The organism is Geobacillus sp. B4113_201601 (assembly GCF_001587475.1).
In the GTDB taxonomy this organism is placed as follows: domain Bacteria; phylum Bacillota; class Bacilli; order Bacillales; family Anoxybacillaceae; genus Geobacillus; species Geobacillus icigianus.
Genome location: NZ_LQYX01000074.1, coordinates 195,098 through 210,766, shown reverse-complemented (window position 1 = coordinate 210,766; position 15,669 = coordinate 195,098). Strand labels below are relative to the sequence as shown.

General features: G+C 55.0%; 16 protein-coding genes. 1 reads left to right on the top strand and 15 read right to left on the bottom strand.

The features are described 5' to 3' along the window. The 11 genes from ilvE to B4113_RS09715 all read right to left on the bottom strand — a co-directional run. Nucleotides 1-763 (bottom strand): branched-chain-amino-acid transaminase (gene ilvE, locus B4113_RS09770; protein WP_235597986.1); only part of this gene is annotated, 763 nt, incomplete at its 3' end. A gap of 650 nt (nucleotides 764-1,413) precedes the next feature. Further along, nucleotides 1,414-1,929 carry a metallophosphoesterase family protein gene (locus B4113_RS09765; protein ID WP_061912438.1) on the bottom strand — a complete coding sequence of 172 codons (516 nt, stop codon included), beginning with the start codon at nucleotides 1,927-1,929 and terminating at the stop codon, nucleotides 1,414-1,416. Then, the gene (locus B4113_RS09760; protein WP_033020311.1) at nucleotides 1,926-2,540 is read right to left on the bottom strand and encodes an XTP/dITP diphosphatase; all 615 of its coding nucleotides are present in this window, start codon (nucleotides 2,538-2,540) and stop codon (nucleotides 1,926-1,928) included. The genes B4113_RS09765 and B4113_RS09760 overlap by 4 nt, the downstream gene beginning before the upstream one ends. Continuing rightward, nucleotides 2,537-3,307 (bottom strand): ribonuclease PH, encoded by a 771-nt coding sequence (rph, locus tag B4113_RS09755; RefSeq protein WP_033020364.1) that lies wholly within the window; start codon nucleotides 3,305-3,307, stop codon nucleotides 2,537-2,539. The genes B4113_RS09760 and rph overlap by 4 nt, the downstream gene beginning before the upstream one ends. Before the next feature lie 141 nt (nucleotides 3,308-3,448). Further along, a complete protein-coding gene (locus B4113_RS09750; RefSeq protein WP_033020313.1) occupies nucleotides 3,449-4,522 on the bottom strand; it encodes a GerMN domain-containing protein in 1,074 nt (357 codons plus the stop codon). A gap of 105 nt (nucleotides 4,523-4,627) precedes the next feature. Beyond that, nucleotides 4,628-5,422 (bottom strand): glutamate racemase, encoded by a 795-nt coding sequence (racE, locus tag B4113_RS09745; protein ID WP_033020315.1) that lies wholly within the window; start codon nucleotides 5,420-5,422, stop codon nucleotides 4,628-4,630. Nucleotides 5,423-5,431: 9 nt separating this feature from the next. Further along, nucleotides 5,432-5,875, bottom strand: coding sequence for a MarR family winged helix-turn-helix transcriptional regulator (locus tag B4113_RS09740; protein WP_033020316.1), 444 nt, complete (start codon nucleotides 5,873-5,875; stop codon nucleotides 5,432-5,434). Nucleotides 5,876-6,086: 211 nt separating this feature from the next. Next, nucleotides 6,087-6,311 carry a response regulator transcription factor gene (locus tag B4113_RS09730; protein WP_033020318.1) on the bottom strand — a complete coding sequence of 75 codons (225 nt, stop codon included), beginning with the start codon at nucleotides 6,309-6,311 and terminating at the stop codon, nucleotides 6,087-6,089. 171 nt (nucleotides 6,312-6,482) lie between these two features. Then, the gene (sdhB, locus tag B4113_RS09725; protein ID WP_033020319.1) at nucleotides 6,483-7,244 is read right to left on the bottom strand and encodes a succinate dehydrogenase iron-sulfur subunit; all 762 of its coding nucleotides are present in this window, start codon (nucleotides 7,242-7,244) and stop codon (nucleotides 6,483-6,485) included. Nucleotide 7,245: 1 nt separating this feature from the next. After that, complete coding sequence (gene sdhA, locus B4113_RS09720) at nucleotides 7,246-9,003, bottom strand: succinate dehydrogenase flavoprotein subunit (protein ID WP_061912436.1); 1,758 nt, start codon at nucleotides 9,001-9,003, stop codon at nucleotides 7,246-7,248. A 185-nt stretch (nucleotides 9,004-9,188) separates the two neighbouring features. After that, the gene (locus B4113_RS09715) at nucleotides 9,189-9,797 is read right to left on the bottom strand and encodes a succinate dehydrogenase cytochrome b558 subunit (protein WP_033020324.1); all 609 of its coding nucleotides are present in this window, start codon (nucleotides 9,795-9,797) and stop codon (nucleotides 9,189-9,191) included. A gap of 241 nt (nucleotides 9,798-10,038) precedes the next feature. On the opposite strand from B4113_RS09715, the gene B4113_RS09710 reads away from it, so the two are divergent. After that, nucleotides 10,039-10,521, top strand: a complete 483-nt coding sequence (locus tag B4113_RS09710) for a YslB family protein (RefSeq protein WP_033844256.1) — start codon at nucleotides 10,039-10,041, stop codon at nucleotides 10,519-10,521. An 88-nt stretch (nucleotides 10,522-10,609) separates the two neighbouring features. Here the strand turns inward: B4113_RS09710 and uvrC are convergent, their stop codons facing one another. From uvrC to B4113_RS09690, 4 genes are read right to left on the bottom strand one after another with little or no spacing between them, the layout of a single operon-like run. After that, nucleotides 10,610-12,382, bottom strand: coding sequence for an excinuclease ABC subunit UvrC (gene uvrC / locus B4113_RS09705; protein WP_033844982.1), 1,773 nt, complete (start codon nucleotides 12,380-12,382; stop codon nucleotides 10,610-10,612). Between the two features lie 10 nt (nucleotides 12,383-12,392). Next, nucleotides 12,393-13,820, bottom strand: a complete 1,428-nt coding sequence (locus B4113_RS09700; RefSeq protein WP_033844985.1) for a hypothetical protein — start codon at nucleotides 13,818-13,820, stop codon at nucleotides 12,393-12,395. Between the two features lie 55 nt (nucleotides 13,821-13,875). Beyond that, nucleotides 13,876-14,802 (bottom strand): FTR1 family protein, encoded by a 927-nt coding sequence (locus tag B4113_RS09695; protein WP_033020329.1) that lies wholly within the window; start codon nucleotides 14,800-14,802, stop codon nucleotides 13,876-13,878. 26 nt (nucleotides 14,803-14,828) lie between these two features. After that, complete coding sequence (locus B4113_RS09690; protein ID WP_033844257.1) at nucleotides 14,829-15,590, bottom strand: hypothetical protein; 762 nt, start codon at nucleotides 15,588-15,590, stop codon at nucleotides 14,829-14,831. Nucleotides 15,591-15,669 lie beyond the last annotated feature (79 nt).

Here is a 15,669-nt window from a genome sequence, read left to right as displayed (position 1 = left end):
AAATGACTTCGGCCGCCGTTCCGGTTAAAAATACTTCATCGGCGACATACACATCATGGCGGGTAAACGGCTCCTCTTTCACCGTATAGCCGAGATCCGCGGCGATTTCGATGATCGCTTGGCGCGTGATGCCTTCAAGCGCCCCGACATACCCAGGCGGCGTGTAAATGACGCCGTTTTTGATGATGAATACGTTGTCCCCCGAACCTTCGGCGACATAGCCTTGATCGTTTAAAATGAGCGCTTCGCTCACATTCGCCAGATGAGCCTCAATTTTGACTAGCACATTGTTTAAATAGTTGAGCGATTTGACTTTCGGGCTCAGCACATCGGAGCGGTTGCGGCGCGTCGCCACCGTCACCACTTCGATTCCCGTTTCATATAAATGCTTCGGGAAGAGCGCGAGCGGCTCGACGATAATGACGACCTGCGGCATTTTGCACTTGTACGGATCCAAGCCTAAGTCGCCGATCCCGCGCGAGACGACTAAGCGAATGTACGCATCTTGACAGCCGTTGCGGCGGATCGTTTCGAGCACGTGGCCAATCATTTCGTCCTTTGTATAAGGGATGTCAAGCAAAATCGATTTCGCCGAATGGTATAGCCGATCGATATGCTCTTCGAGACGAAAGACGTTGCCGCTGTAGACGCGGATGCCTTCAAACACCCCGTCGCCGTACAAAAACCCATGATCATAGACCGAAATTTTGGCGTTTTCTTTTGTGACAAATTCGCCGTTTAAAAAGATCCATTGTTCTCCCACTTCGGTTCCCCTCTTCCTTGATCAGTCCGCCGTTCGCTCGCAACGGCCCGATCGTCCTATGGTGTCGTTTCCCTTGTTTGAAAATTATAATAATGCCAAACCTCGCGGCCGTCAATAACGTTTTTTGAAAATTTCGATTGGTCGAACTATTTGTATGCGCTTACATTGTGATAGAATCAAGGGTTTGTCGATTGAAAAATTTTTTCTCCTTCTCTGCTCAACCGCGCTCGGCGCGCAAAAAAAGAGAGGTCCGCCACTCGAACCTCTCTTTCCCCGCGGAACGGCGTAGTTCAGCGCCGCTCCTCATCCCGTGTTGCGAAACCTCTCAATGAAAACGCGCGATCTTGCAAGCTCCGTGTGTTTCGAAAAACCCCGCTCTGCTTACGCCGCGAAAAAGCCGGTCATGAACGAAGCAGACGGCTTTCAGCGCCTGCAAAAATAGCGGCGAAAAGCAGACCAGACGGCTTTAACCACTTGGAAAAATAGCGGCCAAGGAGCGGCTGGCTTTAACCACTTGGAAAAATAGCGGCCAAGGAGCGGGCGACCGGCTTTAACCGCTTGCGAAAATAGCGGTGAAAAGCAGACCAGACGGCTCCGTCACGTCTGTTCGCGAAGCTTCTTCAAACGACATTTTTCGACTATCGGTCGCGTCATGTCCGTTCAAGCGAAACAGTTCGTTCCATTTCCGCGATCGGCCGCCCGCTGACATCATAAAACTGCACGTGAGCCCGTCCACCGTCGATCGAAAGCACCGCATATGTCTTTTCCGTTCTTCCCCGCGGCAGCGCAATGCTGCCGGGATTGATGAACAGGCGGCCGCCCATCTTCTCCACCCCGGCGAGATGGGAATGCCCGAAGCAGATGACGTCCGCCCCTGCTTCCTCGGCCCGATCGCTTAAGCGCGACAACGACGTTTTCACGCCGTATAAATGGCCGTGGGTGATCAAAAAACGGATGCCGGCCGCCTCCACCATGCGCTCATTCGGAAACGCTGCCCAGTCGCAATTGCCGCGCACGACGGCAAATGGGGCGATTTCTTCCGCTTCGGCCGCTAGTTCGGAATCACCGCAATGGATGAACATATCCGCTTCGTGGCGATGGCGGGCGGCGATTTGCGCCAGTTCGTCCGTCAGTCCATGACTGTCGCTGACAATGATCGCCTTCATTCGCTTTCCCCCTTCTCCCCGATGATGTCGTCCCACTGCTCTTCCAGCTTGGCCAGCGCTTTCGCCCGGTGGCTAATCACGTTTTTTTCGTCCGGCGCGAGTTCCGCCATTGTTTTCCCCCGTTCAGGCACGTAAAACACCGGATCGTAGCCAAAGCCGCCTTCCCCGCGCGGCGCCTCGGTGATATAGCCGTCGCACGTCGCCTCAACAACAGCGGTCGGCCGCCCGGGGATCGCGACGGCGAGCGCGCAATGAAAGCGGGCGGTGCGCTTTTCCATCGGCACCCCTTCGAGTTCACTGAGCAATTTGGCGATATTGCGAGCATCGTTTTTCTCTTCCCCCGCGTAGCGGGCCGAATAGACGCCCGGCCGACCGCCGAGCGCATCGACCGCCAGTCCCGAATCGTCGGCGATCACCGGCCGCCGCAAGCGATCCGCGGCCGCTTCCGCCTTGATTTTGGCGTTCTCAGCAAACGTGCTTCCCGTTTCTTCGACATCGGGAACATCCGGGAAATCAAGGAGCGATTTCACTTCGATGCCCCGCTTTTCGAACAAGGCGGCAAACTCCCGTACTTTACCGGCATTTTTCGTGGCGATGACGATTTCGGTCATTCCGCCCCCTCCTGTTCCGTTATTCGTTTCTCCCCGACGCGTGCCGCCCACTCTCCCAACGCCTGCCGCTGAACGGCGATCAGCCGTTCGATGCCGGCTTGCGCCGTTTCCAGCAGTTCATCGAGCTCGGCGCGCGAAAACGCCGCTTCCTCTCCCGTGCCTTGAATTTCGACAAATTGGCCAGCTCCCGTCATCACGACGTTCATATCGACTTTCGCGCGGGCGTCCTCGCTGTAATTCAAGTCAAGAATGACCCCAAGTTCGGGATCAATGCCCACGGACGTCGCCGCAAGAAAATCGCGAACCGGAAGCGATTCAAGCTTCCCGTCTTCGACCAGCCGGGCCAACGCCAACACAAGCGCGACGTAGGCGCCGGTAATCGACGCGGTCCGCGTTCCGCCGTCCGCCTGAATGACGTCGCAATCGATCCAGACGGTTCGCTCGCCGAGCTGTTGCAAATCGACGACGGAGCGGAGCGCCCGGCCGATCAGGCGCTGAATTTCCATCGTCCGCCCCGCCACTTTCCCTTTGCTCGCTTCCCGCGCGTTCCGCTGTTCCGTCGCCCGCGGCAGCATGCCATATTCGGCCGTAATCCATCCTTTTCCGCCGCCGCGCATGAACGGCGGCACCTTTTCCTCTAGCGTCGCCGTACAAATGACTTTCGTATCGCCTACTTCGATCAGCACAGACCCTTCGGCGTGTTTCAAATAGTGTGGATGTATATGCACCGGCCGCAGCTCACGGCTGCTTCGTCCATCGATTCTCATCGGCGCGACCTCCTTTTTCCGTTCCATGGCGGCGCCAAGCCGCAACGTTTTTCCAGCAAAAAAAGAAAGAGGCGGAATCCGTTCCCCCTCTTTGTTATACCATAATCGCCCATTCCTTTCCAACCTGCCGCTCCAGCGCGGCTAAAAGGCAGCCGTATTGACGGTTTGCGGCCGAGCCACCGGCTTGGTCAGCGGTTTGCCGTCTTCGGTGACGAGATTCGCCTTGCCGTTGACCGTAATGGCGACGCTTTCGATCCCTTTTTGCTCGGTGAGTGATAACACGAGCGAATTCAAGACGACATCGGAAATGACGTTTTTCTTGTTGCTTCCATAAATCGCCTCGTTGAAGTTAAGCGTCACTTTGCCGTCTTCATACTTTGGGGCGTCAACCAACTTGGCGTCCGGCTGGAAGACGCCGACCAGTTCGCTCCCTTCGTCCGGTCCTTGAATGAGCTCGTTGACAGCGGCGGCAATGTCGTCTTTTTCCCGATTCGATACGCGTCGCGTCACCGGCACGTAGTACGTGTTGCCCCCTTGTTGGGCGACAAAATAAACGGTGACGGGATGCGTGTTTGTAATATCCGGCACGCCGTTGGCTTCGATATTGATGCCATCGGCCCGGCTCACACCGCCTTGGATCGGCGTTTTATTGACCGGCATCACTTCTTGGTCATAGCCGTTGATGCGAATTTTGACGCGCTTAATGTTGTCGAATTGCGTCAACGTCCACGTAATGGCTTGCAAAATCCGCTTTTCATCTTCCGGTTTATAGTTTTTGAATTCCGGCGAAAAGTCGGCGATCAATGTTCCATCTTTCTCTAATTTTGTCCCAAGCACGGTGGTGCCGGCCGGAATGACCGCGCGAAAGCCGTTTGGCAGCACTTGCGAGACCGGACCGTCTTCAACCAAGTATTCAAGCACCTGCTTGGCGACAGCCTGCGTTTTCGGCAGCTCGACCGTTTGCGGCACAACGAAGCCGTTTTTGTCAATGAGATACAACTCTCGTTTCACCGTCTCCGTTGCTTTCGCTTGTTCGTTGGACTTGGTTTTGGTTTTGCCCGCTTCTTGCAGCGCTTGGCCGTCTTTGACATAGCTTGTGTGTTGCGGCGGATCGATTTCCTTCACCGCCCCATCCTTGCCGAACAACCCGCAGCCGCCGAGCAATAACACGGAAGCAAGCATCGGCGCCACCCATATGTGAGTCGTCCGTTTCATTGACGTTCCCTCCTACTCGTAGTTTGTACTACTATGTATACGAGCCGTTTGGCAAAATAGAATAAAAAAATCCTCCAGCGCAACACGCTGAAGGATTTTTCTTCGCTAAAGCCGGATCGCCCCGACGGTGCCGATCGGTTTTCCAAACCATTTGCCGGAAATTTTTTCGAACAGCTCTTTCGGCCCCGTCGTGAAAAACAAATGCTCCGGTTCACGCTCGCCGGTATAGAGGAGATGGCTATGGTGCAAAATCGCGCTCACCTCGCGGGCCGTTTCGCCGCCCGAGCAGATGAGCTTTACCGTTTTCCCCATATACGCGCGAATGAGCGGAGCAAGCAACGGATAATGAGTGCATCCTAAAATGAGCACATCCATCGGCAGCGGGCGGAGCGGAGCAAGCGATTCAGCGACGATTGCCATCGCCTCCTCCCCTTCAAAGTCGCCGCTTTCGACAAGCGGAACAAACTTTGGACAGGCCAAACTCTCGACGTGAACGCGCGGGTTGATCGACTGGAGCGCCGTCTCGTACGCCCGGCTGCGAATGGTGGCGACCGTGCCGATCACGCCGATATGCCCGCTTTTGGTCGCCTTCAAAGCGGCGCGGGCTCCGGGATGAACGACGCCAAGCACCGGGATATCAAGCTTCATCCGCACTTCGTCAAGCGCGACCGCCGTCGCCGTGTTGCAGGCGATAACCAGCATTTTCAACGGATATTGCTGCAAGTAATCGATCATTTGCCACGTAAACCGCCGGATGTCTTCCACCGGACGCGGTCCGTACGGACAACGGGCGGTATCGCCAAGATAGATAATTTGCTCTTTTGGCAGCTGCCGCATAATTTCTTTGGCGACCGTCAAGCCGCCGACTCCTGAATCGATGACACCAATTGCTCGTTCCAAGTGATCGCCTCATTCTTTCGTCATTTCTTGATGCAATTTGCGCAAACAGTGTTCAAACATAGTTATTTCGTCGTCTGAAAAACGTTCTAGCACTCGCGCCAAATCGCGCTGGCGTTTTTCAATCACCTCTTCGATAATCCGCTCTCCTTTTTCCAACAGATGAATGCGGACGACGCGGCGGTCGTGTTCATCGCGAACCCGGGCGACAAGGCCGTTTCGCTCCATGCGGTCAATCAAATCCGTCGTCGTGCTGCACGCCAAATACATTTTGTTCGATAACTCGCCGACCGTCAAGTCCCCTTCTTCAAGCAGCCACTGGAGGGCGACAAACTGCGGTGGGGTGATCGGGTAGTTCGTTAAAATTTCGCGGCCGCGCTGCTTTAAATTGGCGGCGATATAGCGAAGCAATTTCTCCAACTCGGCAACCGTTTTTTCATTCATCGCTGACGGCATACAATCTCCCCTTGATCATTTTCGCGGCCCAGCCCCGAACGGCGGCTTGCGCCAACGGCTCTCCTTTGTTTTTTATTTTACACCACCGCATCGTAGAAGCAAATAGAAAAATGCGGCCATCGCCGCACAGAAAGGCCGGCTTGGCATCGAGCCTCGTCCGGCCGCAATCGAACATAACAGCCGGCTGTCCTTCATGGAAAGCCGGCATCGTTTATAATTCAAGTTCGCCCATTCGAAGCAATTCGATGACCGCTTGTGAGCGCCCCTTGACCCCAAGCTTTTGCATCGCGTTCGAAATATGGTTGCGAACCGTTTTCTCGCTGATAAACAGCTCTTGGGCGATTTCCTTGGTCGTCTTGTCTTGCACGAGCAATTCAAACACTTCTTTTTCTCTTTTTGTCAAGAGCGGCTTCGCTTGAAACGATTTGTCCTTCAACGCTGGTAACCCTCCTTGCTCTCAATGGGCCGAACTGCCGGATGGGTATTTCCTCGCCATATCGTATGTGAGAACAAGAACGGCGGTGACGAAAATTTGTTTATCTAATAGAAAAATAGGAAAAAAATACGACCTCCCCTTCCTGCCGAACAAGAAGGGGAGGTCGTGCGGTTAGACTTCGTCGCTGCCAAAGAAGTCGCGGAACATTTGAATCGTTGTGTCCCGGTTTAAGGCGGCGATCGACGTGGTCAGCGGAATGCCTTTCGGGCACGACTGCACGCAGTTTTGCGAGTTGCCGCAGTTCGCCAGCCCGCCGTCGCCCATGATCGCCCGCAATCGCTCCGCCTTATGCATCGCCCCGGTCGGATGGGCGTTAAACAGCCGCACTTGCGACAGCGGAGCCGGGCCGATAAAGTTCGACTTGCTGTTGACGTTCGGGCACGCTTCGAGGCAGACGCCGCACGTCATGCATTTCGACAGCTCGTACGCCCATTGCCGCTTCCGCTCCGGCATGCGCGGCCCCGGGCCAAGGTCATACGTTCCGTCGATCGGTATCCACGCTTTGACCCGTTTTAAGGCGTCAAACATCCGGCTCCGGTCGATGACCAAATCGCGAATGACCGGAAACGTGCGCATCGGCTCGAGGCGGATCGGCTGCTCGAGCTTGTCAATGAGCGCGGCGCACGCTTGGCGCGGCTTGCCGTTAATCACCATCGAACAGGCTCCGCACACCTCTTCCAAACAGTTCATTTCCCAAGCGACCGGCGTCGTTTTTTCCCCTTTGGCGTTGACCGGGTTGCGCCGAATTTCCATGAGCGCGGAAATGACGTTCATGTTCGGGCGGTACGGAATGACGAATTCTTCTTCATACGGCGCGGAATCCGGACGATCTTGGCGCGTGATGATGAATCGAACCGTTTTGTTCTCGCTCATCTTACTTCACTTCCTCTTTCTTTTTGCTATAGTCGCGCTTGCGCGGTTTAATCAACGAGACGTCGACATCTTCGTAGTGGAACGCCGGACCGTCTGGCGTGTAGCGAGCCATCGTCGTTTTCAGCCACTCTTCGTCATTGCGCTCCGGAAACTCCGGTTTGTAATGCGCGCCGCGGCTTTCGTTCCGGTGGTAAGCGCCAAGCGTAATGACGCGGGCGAGCTGCAGCATGTTGTGCAGCTGACGGATAAACGTCGCCCCTTGGTTGCTCCATCTTGACGTGTCGGTGACGCTGATGTTTTTGTAACGCTCCATCAGCTCTTGAATTTTCTCATCCGTCTTCAGCAGCCGGTCGTTGTAGCGGACGATCGTCACGTTCGCCGTCATCCACTCGCCGAGCTCTTTATGCAGCACGTAGGCGTTTTCCGTGCCGTCCATCGCCAAAATGGCTTCCCACTTTTCTTGCTCCCGTTTTACATAGCTGTCATACAGCGTCGACGGCATGGCATCCGCCGATTTCTCAAGGCCGCGGATGTAGCGAACCGCGTTCGGACCGGCGACCATTCCGCCGTAGATGGCCGATAAGAGCGAGTTCGCCCCAAGGCGGTTGGCGCCGTGAATGGAGTAGTCGCACTCGCCGGCGGCAAACAGCCCTTTGATGTTCGTCATTTGATCATAATCGACCCATAAGCCGCCCATCGAATAGTGAACGGCCGGGAACACTTTCATCGGCACTTTGCGCGGGTCTTCACCCATGAACTTCTCGTAAATTTCGATAATGCCGCCGAGCTTAATATCCAGCTCTTTTGGATCCTTGTGCGACAAATCCAAATACACCATGTTCTCGCCGTTGATGCCGAGCTTCAAGTCGACGCACACATGGAAAATTTCCCGGGCAGCGATGTCACGCGGCACCAAGTTTCCGTAAGCCGGGTATTTTTCTTCAAGAAAATACCACGGTTTGCCGTCCTTGTACGTCCAGACGCGGCCACCTTCCCCGCGCGCCGATTCGCTCATGAGGCGAAGCTTATCATCGCCTGGAATGGCGGTCGGATGGATTTGAATAAACTCGCCGTTCGCGTAGTAAACGCCTTGCTGATAGGCGATCGAAGCCGCGGAACCGGTGTTGATGACCGAGTTCGTCGATTTCCCGAAAATGATCCCCGGGCCGCCGGTCGCCAAAATGACGGCATCGGCAGGAAACGCTTTAATTTCCATCGATCGCAAGTCTTGAGCGACGATGCCGCGGCAAATTTGCTCCTCATCCAAAACGACGCCTAAAAACTCCCAGTGCTCGTACTTCGTGACGAGCCCAGCCACTTCATGACGGCGCACTTGCTCATCAAGCGCGTACAAAATTTGCTGGCCGGTCGTCGCGCCGGCGTAAGCGGTGCGGTGATGCTGTGTTCCCCCAAAGCGGCGGAAATCAAGCAATCCTTCCGGCGTCCGGTTGAACATGACGCCCATCCGGTCGAGCATGTAAATGATCCCCGGCGCCGCCTCGCACATCGCTTTGACCGGAGGTTGGTTGGCCAAAAAGTCACCGCCGTAGACGGTATCGTCAAAATGTTCCCACGGCGAGTCGCCTTCCCCTTTTGTGTTGACCGCTCCGTTAATGCCGCCTTGGGCACAGACGGAGTGAGAACGCTTCACCGGAACGAGCGAAAACAACTCGACAGGCACCCCTGCTTCGGCGATTTTAATCGTGGCCATCAAACCGGCCAAGCCGCCGCCGACAACGATGATTTTCCCTTTTTTCATAGCTACTCACTCCCTAATAGATTGCTGCTTCTGCTTCTATGCCGCGCGTTTGGCCTTGCCGTCCCGCCATCGACCAAGCGATCGTTCGGCGAACGGCGAGGGCGCGATCCGTCACGAGCCCACGCAGCGATTCCCAACGAAAATGTCCGCGTCAAATCCGCTTTTCCCATCCAGCCAAGCTGTTTTTACGCGAACGCCAAAATGGCGCGAATGCCGACAATCGAAAGGGCGACAAAAATGAGCATCGTAATGTACGTGAACACTTGCTGCGAACGAGGGGTCACCGTCAAGCCCCAGCTGACGCAGAACGACCATAAGCCGTTGGCGAAATGAAACACGGTTGATAAAATTCCGATAATATAAAACCAAAGCATGAACGGATTATTTACAATATTCGCCATCATCTCGTAATTCACTTCGGCGCCAAACGCGGCTTGTACGCGCGTTTCATACACATGCCAGACGACAAAAATCAATGTGATGATGCCGGTGATCCGCTGAAGCATGAACATCCAGTTGCGGAAATAGCCGTACTGGCTCGTATTGAACTTGGCCGTAAACGCGATGTAAATGCCGTATACCGCATGAAACAATAGCGGAAGGAAAATGACGAAAATTTCAAGAAAATAGCGGAACGGCAAGTTTTCCATAAACGCCGCCGCCCGGTTAAACGCTTCCGGCCCACGCGTTGCAAAATGGTTGACGACCAAATGCTGCACTAAAAAGACGCCAACGGGAATGACCCCGAGCAACGAATGGAGCCGGCGGTAGTAAAACTCCCGATTCCCTGCCATATGGAAACCCCCTTCAGTTGATGAAAAATATGCCCTTCTCGCTCGCAGCGCGGAAACGGAAACAACTTCCATTCCCTCATTCGCTTTGTCACATTCATTGTACTCCCACAACGTACGAGCGTCAAGAAAACACCGCCACAAAATGTTCAAACATTCTCATAGTTGCGCTCTCCCGGAAAGAGGATGCACATCGGCGGCAATTCCGCTATAATGGGGAAATGGATAGAAAGAGGGGGCTGCAATGAAACTGCCGTCATTAGAGAAGCTGTATGAAACATTTGGATCGATTTCCGATTCGGCGTTTGGCGCTGAGCTGCTCCGCCATGCGCTTCTTCCTGAGCTGCTTGGCAAGGACGTTGACTCGCTGCTGTATTGGGCCGGCAAACAGCTGGCGCGGCGCTACCCGCTCGACACGCTCGATGAGGTCAAAACATTTTTTGAACGGGCCGGGTGGGGAACACTATCGATCGTCAAAGAACAAAACGACGGTCTGTCCGTCGAGCTGTCCGGCGCCATCATCGCCGCCCGCTGTTCCGTTTATGAGCGCTGCGCGTGCCAGCTCGAAGCCGGGTTTCTCGCCCAGCAGATTGAGCGGCAAACGCGATTGGTCACCGAAGCGATCGAATTGCCGCCAAAACGGGACGGCAAGGCGCGCATTTTCGTCAAATGGGACCGAAAGCAGCGAATCGATGAACAAGAAGCGCAAGCGAAGGGGGATGAATAAAGGCGAAAAGGGCGTCTCATCAAAACGCCCTTTTCGTCTATTCCCGTTTCTCCCCGCTTCACTCGTCTTCCCCTTCAAACGTTTTCGGCTATTCATGCAGCTTTTCGTAAATTTTCTCCGCCACCGCCCGCGGAATGTTCGCCTGCTGCAACTCTTCAATCGACGCTTCTTTCATCTTTTTCACCGAGCCAAAATAGTTTAATAGCGCTTTTTTCCGTTTGGCGCCGACACCGGGGATGTCATCGAGCACCGAATGGAACATCGTCTTCTGCCGCGTCTTTCGGTGGAAGGTGATCGCAAACCGGTGCACTTCATCTTGAATGCGCTGCAGCAAATAAAACTCTTGGCTTTGCCGGTCAAGCGGCACAACAGCGGGCGGGTCGCCGGCCCAAAGCTCCGATGTGCGATGTTTGTCGTCCTTCGCCAGCCCGGCGAGCGGCACATCGAGGCCGAGCTCGTTTTCGAGCACGTCGCGCACCGCCGACAAATGGCCCTTGCCGCCGTCGATAATGATCAAATCGGGAAGCGGCAGCCCCTCTTTCAGCACGCGCGTATAGCGGCGGCGCACGACTTCGCGCATCGACTCGTAGTCGTTCGGCCCCGCGACCGTTTTCACCTTATATTTGCGGTACTCTTTTTTCGCCGGTTTGCCGTCTAGAAAGACAACGAGCGCCGAGACCGGATCGGCCCCGTAGATGTTTGAGTTATCGAACGCCTCGATGCGGCGCGGCGCCGGAATGCCGAGCCGCTCGCCGAGACGCTCGATGGCTTTGATCGTCCGTTCTTCGTCCCGCTCGATGAAATAAAATTTTTCTTTCAGCGCAATGGCCGCGTTTTTGCTTGCCAGTTCGACAAGCTCTTTTTTCTTTCCTCTTTTCGGCTGGACGACATGGACGCCAAGCAGCGCGCGGGCGAGTTCGCCGTCGATGTCGGCCGGCAAGACGACTTCCTTTGGCTTCAAATGGTGCGCTTTCGCGTAAAACTGACCTAAAAACGTCAGCATCTCCTCATCCGGATCCTGATAGAGCGGAAAGATCGACACGTCGCGCTCGATCAGCTTCCCTTGGCGGAGGAAAAACACTTGCACGCACATCCAGCCTTTGTCATAGGCATAGCCGAACACATCGCGGTCGATAAAATCGTTGAGCATCATTTTTTGCTTTTCCATCGTCATCTCAATCGCTGCGATTTGGTCGCGGTATTCTTTTGCCCGCTCAAACTCGAGCGCCTCCGCCGCCTCGTGCATTTTCTGGCTCAGCTCCCGCTTCACTTCTTCATGGCCGCCGTTTAAAAAGCGGACGATTCGCTCGACGATCGCCTTGTTTTGCTCGTCTGACACCGGATGGATGCACGGGGCGAGACATTGCCCCATATGGTAATACAAACACGGACGCGCCGGCAGCGTCGAACATTTGCGGAGCGGATACAAACGGTCGAGCAGCTTTTTCGTCCCGTTCGCCGCCTGCACGTTCGGGTACGGGCCGAAATATTTGCCGCCGTCTTTTTTCACTTTACGGGTGATCAAGAGGCGCGGATGTGTTTCCGCGGTAATTTTAATAAACGGATAGCTTTTATCATCTTTCAGCATGACGTTGTATTTCGGATCATGCTTTTTGATCAAGTTCATTTCCAAAATGAGCGCCTCGGCGTTTGACGAAGTGACGATGTATTCAAAATCGGCGATATCCTCGACGAGCCGCTGCGTTTTGCCGTCGTGCGTCCCAGTAAAATACGAGCGGACGCGCGCTTTTAGCGACTTCGCCTTGCCGACGTAAATGACCGTTCCGTATTTGTCTTTCATTAAATAGCAGCCCGGCTGTTCCGGGAGCACGGACAGCTTTTCCTTCAGCCGGTCGTTCATGGCCACCACCTCACTGCTCCATCCATTCGTACAGCGTAATCGTTCCGTACACCGGATCGGCAAGCGGACTGGAACGATACGTTTTCACTTGGCGCACATGGCGGGAAACATCGACGCCTTGGGCGCGAAACCCGTCAACAACATGATTGGTCATATAAATTGTAGCATGGCGATAGTTTTCTTTGTCTTGCAAAAAGAAGGAAAAATGGAACACCTCTTTATGCGGAAACGGCACATGCAAATAGTCGAACACGCGCGTTTCTTCCCACGTATATACCACAAACGATTGCCGTTTGTCACGCAACTCGTCCGCCAACTGGTATACAGCCGGCGGCGTCGCCACTTGCTCGCGCAGCTGTCCGATGCCGACGGCCGCCTGCAACAGCACGACCGCGGCCGCCAACGCTAATCCCCATCTCCGCGGCGCGGCCAACAAGCGGCCCCACACATACAACAGGGTAAAATGGATCAACGGAAGAAGGTGGCGGGGCTTTTCGATGTTTTGCGCCAATAACGCCCAGACGGCATATAGCAGGGCGGAAACGACGAGCGCGCGCGGCAGCCGAAACCGACCGGCGCGCCAAGCGATGGCTCCGATTGCCGCATAGGTGGCGAGCAGCCAAGCGTTTTGGCAGCCGATGCCGGTCCAAAGAAAGTTATCGAGCAAAAAGCGGCGCACCCGCTCGGAAAACGGAAGCGGGCTCACCGCCGCCGTTCCGCCCCACTCGCTGAAATGGCCATGGACAAACGCCCAGCCGAGCTTGAAAAACGGGAAAAGGCCGCCTTCCGTGCGCGCCACTGCCGCCACCCAAATCAGCTGAAACAACGCGGCCGCCAAAACGGAAGCCGCCACCCGGCCCAAGCGGCGGTGCGTGTTCCAGTCCTCATACCAAAGGAACAACAGCGCGGCGCCGAATGGGGCATACGACAGGCGCACTCCCATCAGCACGCTGAACAAGGCGGCCGGGAACAGCTGCGCCTTCCATGTCGTCTGTCGGTGCGCCCATTCCACCGCCCACATGTACCACCAGAGCACGCCGAGCGCCGCACCGTCGGACATCGGCCGGGCGGCGGCGAGGAGCGCATAGCTTGAAGAGAGCACGGCCAAAGCGGCGAGCAGCGCCGCCGGCAGCGCCATCTTCCGGCGCAGCAGCCACACGAGCGGAAAAACGGCGGACAAGAGAACAAGAACATTCAACACGGAAAGCGCCTTAGCCGGATTGGCGACGACCGCGTGCACCGCCATGCCCCCGAGGACGAAATACGGATAGCCTGGGAAATGCGGCTGCATGGCTAACACGTCATAGCGCTGAAGCGCCAGGGAAAAATCGACTTCATCCCATGTGGCCGCATACGGGCTCGCCCAATACAGCCCGGCGCCGGCCAAAACGGCGGCCAGCCCGATACTGAAACAAATCCAAAGCCGGTCGGGCAACATTCGTTTCACGAGCTTCCCTCCAAAGAAAAAATACAAGGCGCAGCTGCCTTGTACGTTACATGACGTTTTTTGCTTTTTCCTCCAAAGCGGCAATCGCCGGTTTCTCGACCACAGCGCTCTTTTGACCGCGGCGGCTCGTCACGAGCAAGAAAACGACGACAAAGTAGCCGATATAGGCGATTACTTCCTCGAGCGACGGCATCGACGAGTAGCCAAACAATGCTTTGAAAAAGACACCGACTTCACCGGAGAAAATGGGAGCGACGCCGTGGTCACGCACATAGTGCTCATAATCGATCGGGTGTTCCGGAAGCAGCCAAGTCAAATCGTACACGTGCGGCATGACGCTGCCGATCAGACCGATGTCTTGCATCATGGAAATGGCTTGCACGAGCAAGCCGGCGGCGATCAAGACGATAAAAGCGCCGGTCACTTTAAAGAATGTCTTGAGCGGGATGCGCATCGTTCCTTTAAAGAAGAAATAGCTGACCAACGCGGCGACGGCGATGCCTGTCGCCGCTCCCCAGCCTTGCAGCGCCGCACCGATGTTGCCGTGCGTGATGGCGGCGAAGAAGAAGACGGTTTCCACGCCTTCGCGCAAGACGACTAAAAACGAGTGGATGACCATGCCGGCGACATTGCCGGCGGTGATGAACCGATCCATTTTCCCTTCGACACTTTTTTTCATGTCGCGGCTATGCTCGGCCATCCAGAACACCATTTGCGTCAACAGCAGCGTCGAAATGATCATGATGCCGATTTTCAAGTACGTTTCGCTGCCCATGGCGGCAAACCCGGTAAAGACAAGCTGAAACAACATGGCGACACCGACGCTGGCGGCCACTGCCAAGGCGGCGCCAAGCCACACGTATTTCGTATACTCGCGATGGTTCACCCGTTTCAAATACGACGTAATAATTCCGACGATCAGCAGCGCCTCGAGCGCTTCACGAAACGTAATGAGCAGCGCTTGAACTTCCATGCCCCCGTCTCCCCTTCACATGTAGACTAAATCCGTTTCCGCCGTCGTACGTAAATCCAACCAGCGCCAATGATGATGGCAACGATAACGATGAGAGGGACCCAGTTTTTCGAGTTTGACAAATCGGTCCATTCCTTTTTTTTCACTTCATCCGGTTTTTCGGTGGCGCTTTCCGAAAAATGGCCAACTTCTAAGCTTTTCAAACCGAATTGCTTTTGCAGCGTTGTTAAAATCGTCTCTTTGCTTTTCTTAAAGGCGTTGATGTCCGATTTTTTCTCGCCGACGCCGAACAGCCCCGGGTTGCCAAGCGACTGCAATGCGTTGTCAAACTCGGTGCGCAGCTGTTTGTCAAGCGCTGCGTCTTTTCCTTGAATGATCGGCGACAGCGCCTCATACGTGGCAAACGCCTTCGCCAACAGCCGCTTGCTCGTATCGTACTGGTCAAAGTTTTTCTCAATATTGTCTAAGCGGCGGGCGATATTGAGCACTAAAATTTTTTCCATATTTTCAGTCACCGCTTGGCGGTCTTTGGCTTCGAGGGCTCCAAGCACCGCTTTGGCCGGCTCCGGCCCCATATGCATGTCGATCTCTTCTTTTACCGTTTCAAAAATTTCTTTAGCCGCGGCAAAATTCGGCGGCTCCTCATTCAGCTTTTCCTTCATCTGCTTGTAAGCTTCAGCGACCGCCTCTTTGTTCGGATCCCCGTATGAATAAGCGAACACGTTGAGCGGGATGAGATTGAAAATAACTATCATTGCTATGTAAAAAAAGAAACGCGGCCTTTTCACTTTTTCGTTCCTCCCATCAAGACTAATGATAATCATTATCATCCTTTCTGTCAATACAGGGACATCAAAAATGCGACCG

What these genes read in the sequence shown, in the direction of transcription:
- B4113_RS09765 (WP_061912438.1), bottom strand. Translation starts at nt 1,929, where the DNA reads ATGAAGGCGATCATTGTCAGCGACAGTCATGGACTGACGGACGAACTG.
- B4113_RS09760 (WP_033020311.1), bottom strand. Translation starts at nt 2,540, where the DNA reads ATGACCGAAATCGTCATCGCCACGAAAAATGCCGGTAAAGTACGGGAG.
- rph (WP_033020364.1), bottom strand. Translation starts at nt 3,307, where the DNA reads ATGAGAATCGATGGACGAAGCAGCCGTGAGCTGCGGCCGGTGCATATA.
- B4113_RS09750 (WP_033020313.1), bottom strand. Translation starts at nt 4,522, where the DNA reads ATGAAACGGACGACTCACATATGGGTGGCGCCGATGCTTGCTTCCGTG.
- B4113_RS09740 (WP_033020316.1), bottom strand. Translation starts at nt 5,875, where the DNA reads ATGCCGTCAGCGATGAATGAAAAAACGGTTGCCGAGTTGGAGAAATTG.
- sdhB (WP_033020319.1), bottom strand. Translation starts at nt 7,244, where the DNA reads ATGAGCGAGAACAAAACGGTTCGATTCATCATCACGCGCCAAGATCGT.
- sdhA (WP_061912436.1), bottom strand. Translation starts at nt 9,003, where the DNA reads ATGAAAAAAGGGAAAATCATCGTTGTCGGCGGCGGCTTGGCCGGTTTG.
- B4113_RS09715 (WP_033020324.1), bottom strand. Translation starts at nt 9,797, where the DNA reads ATGGCAGGGAATCGGGAGTTTTACTACCGCCGGCTCCATTCGTTGCTC.
- B4113_RS09710 (WP_033844256.1), top strand. Translation starts at nt 10,039, where the DNA reads ATGAAACTGCCGTCATTAGAGAAGCTGTATGAAACATTTGGATCGATT.
- uvrC (WP_033844982.1), bottom strand. Translation starts at nt 12,382, where the DNA reads ATGAACGACCGGCTGAAGGAAAAGCTGTCCGTGCTCCCGGAACAGCCG.
- B4113_RS09700 (WP_033844985.1), bottom strand. Translation starts at nt 13,820, where the DNA reads ATGTTGCCCGACCGGCTTTGGATTTGTTTCAGTATCGGGCTGGCCGCC.
- B4113_RS09695 (WP_033020329.1), bottom strand. Translation starts at nt 14,802, where the DNA reads ATGGAAGTTCAAGCGCTGCTCATTACGTTTCGTGAAGCGCTCGAGGCG.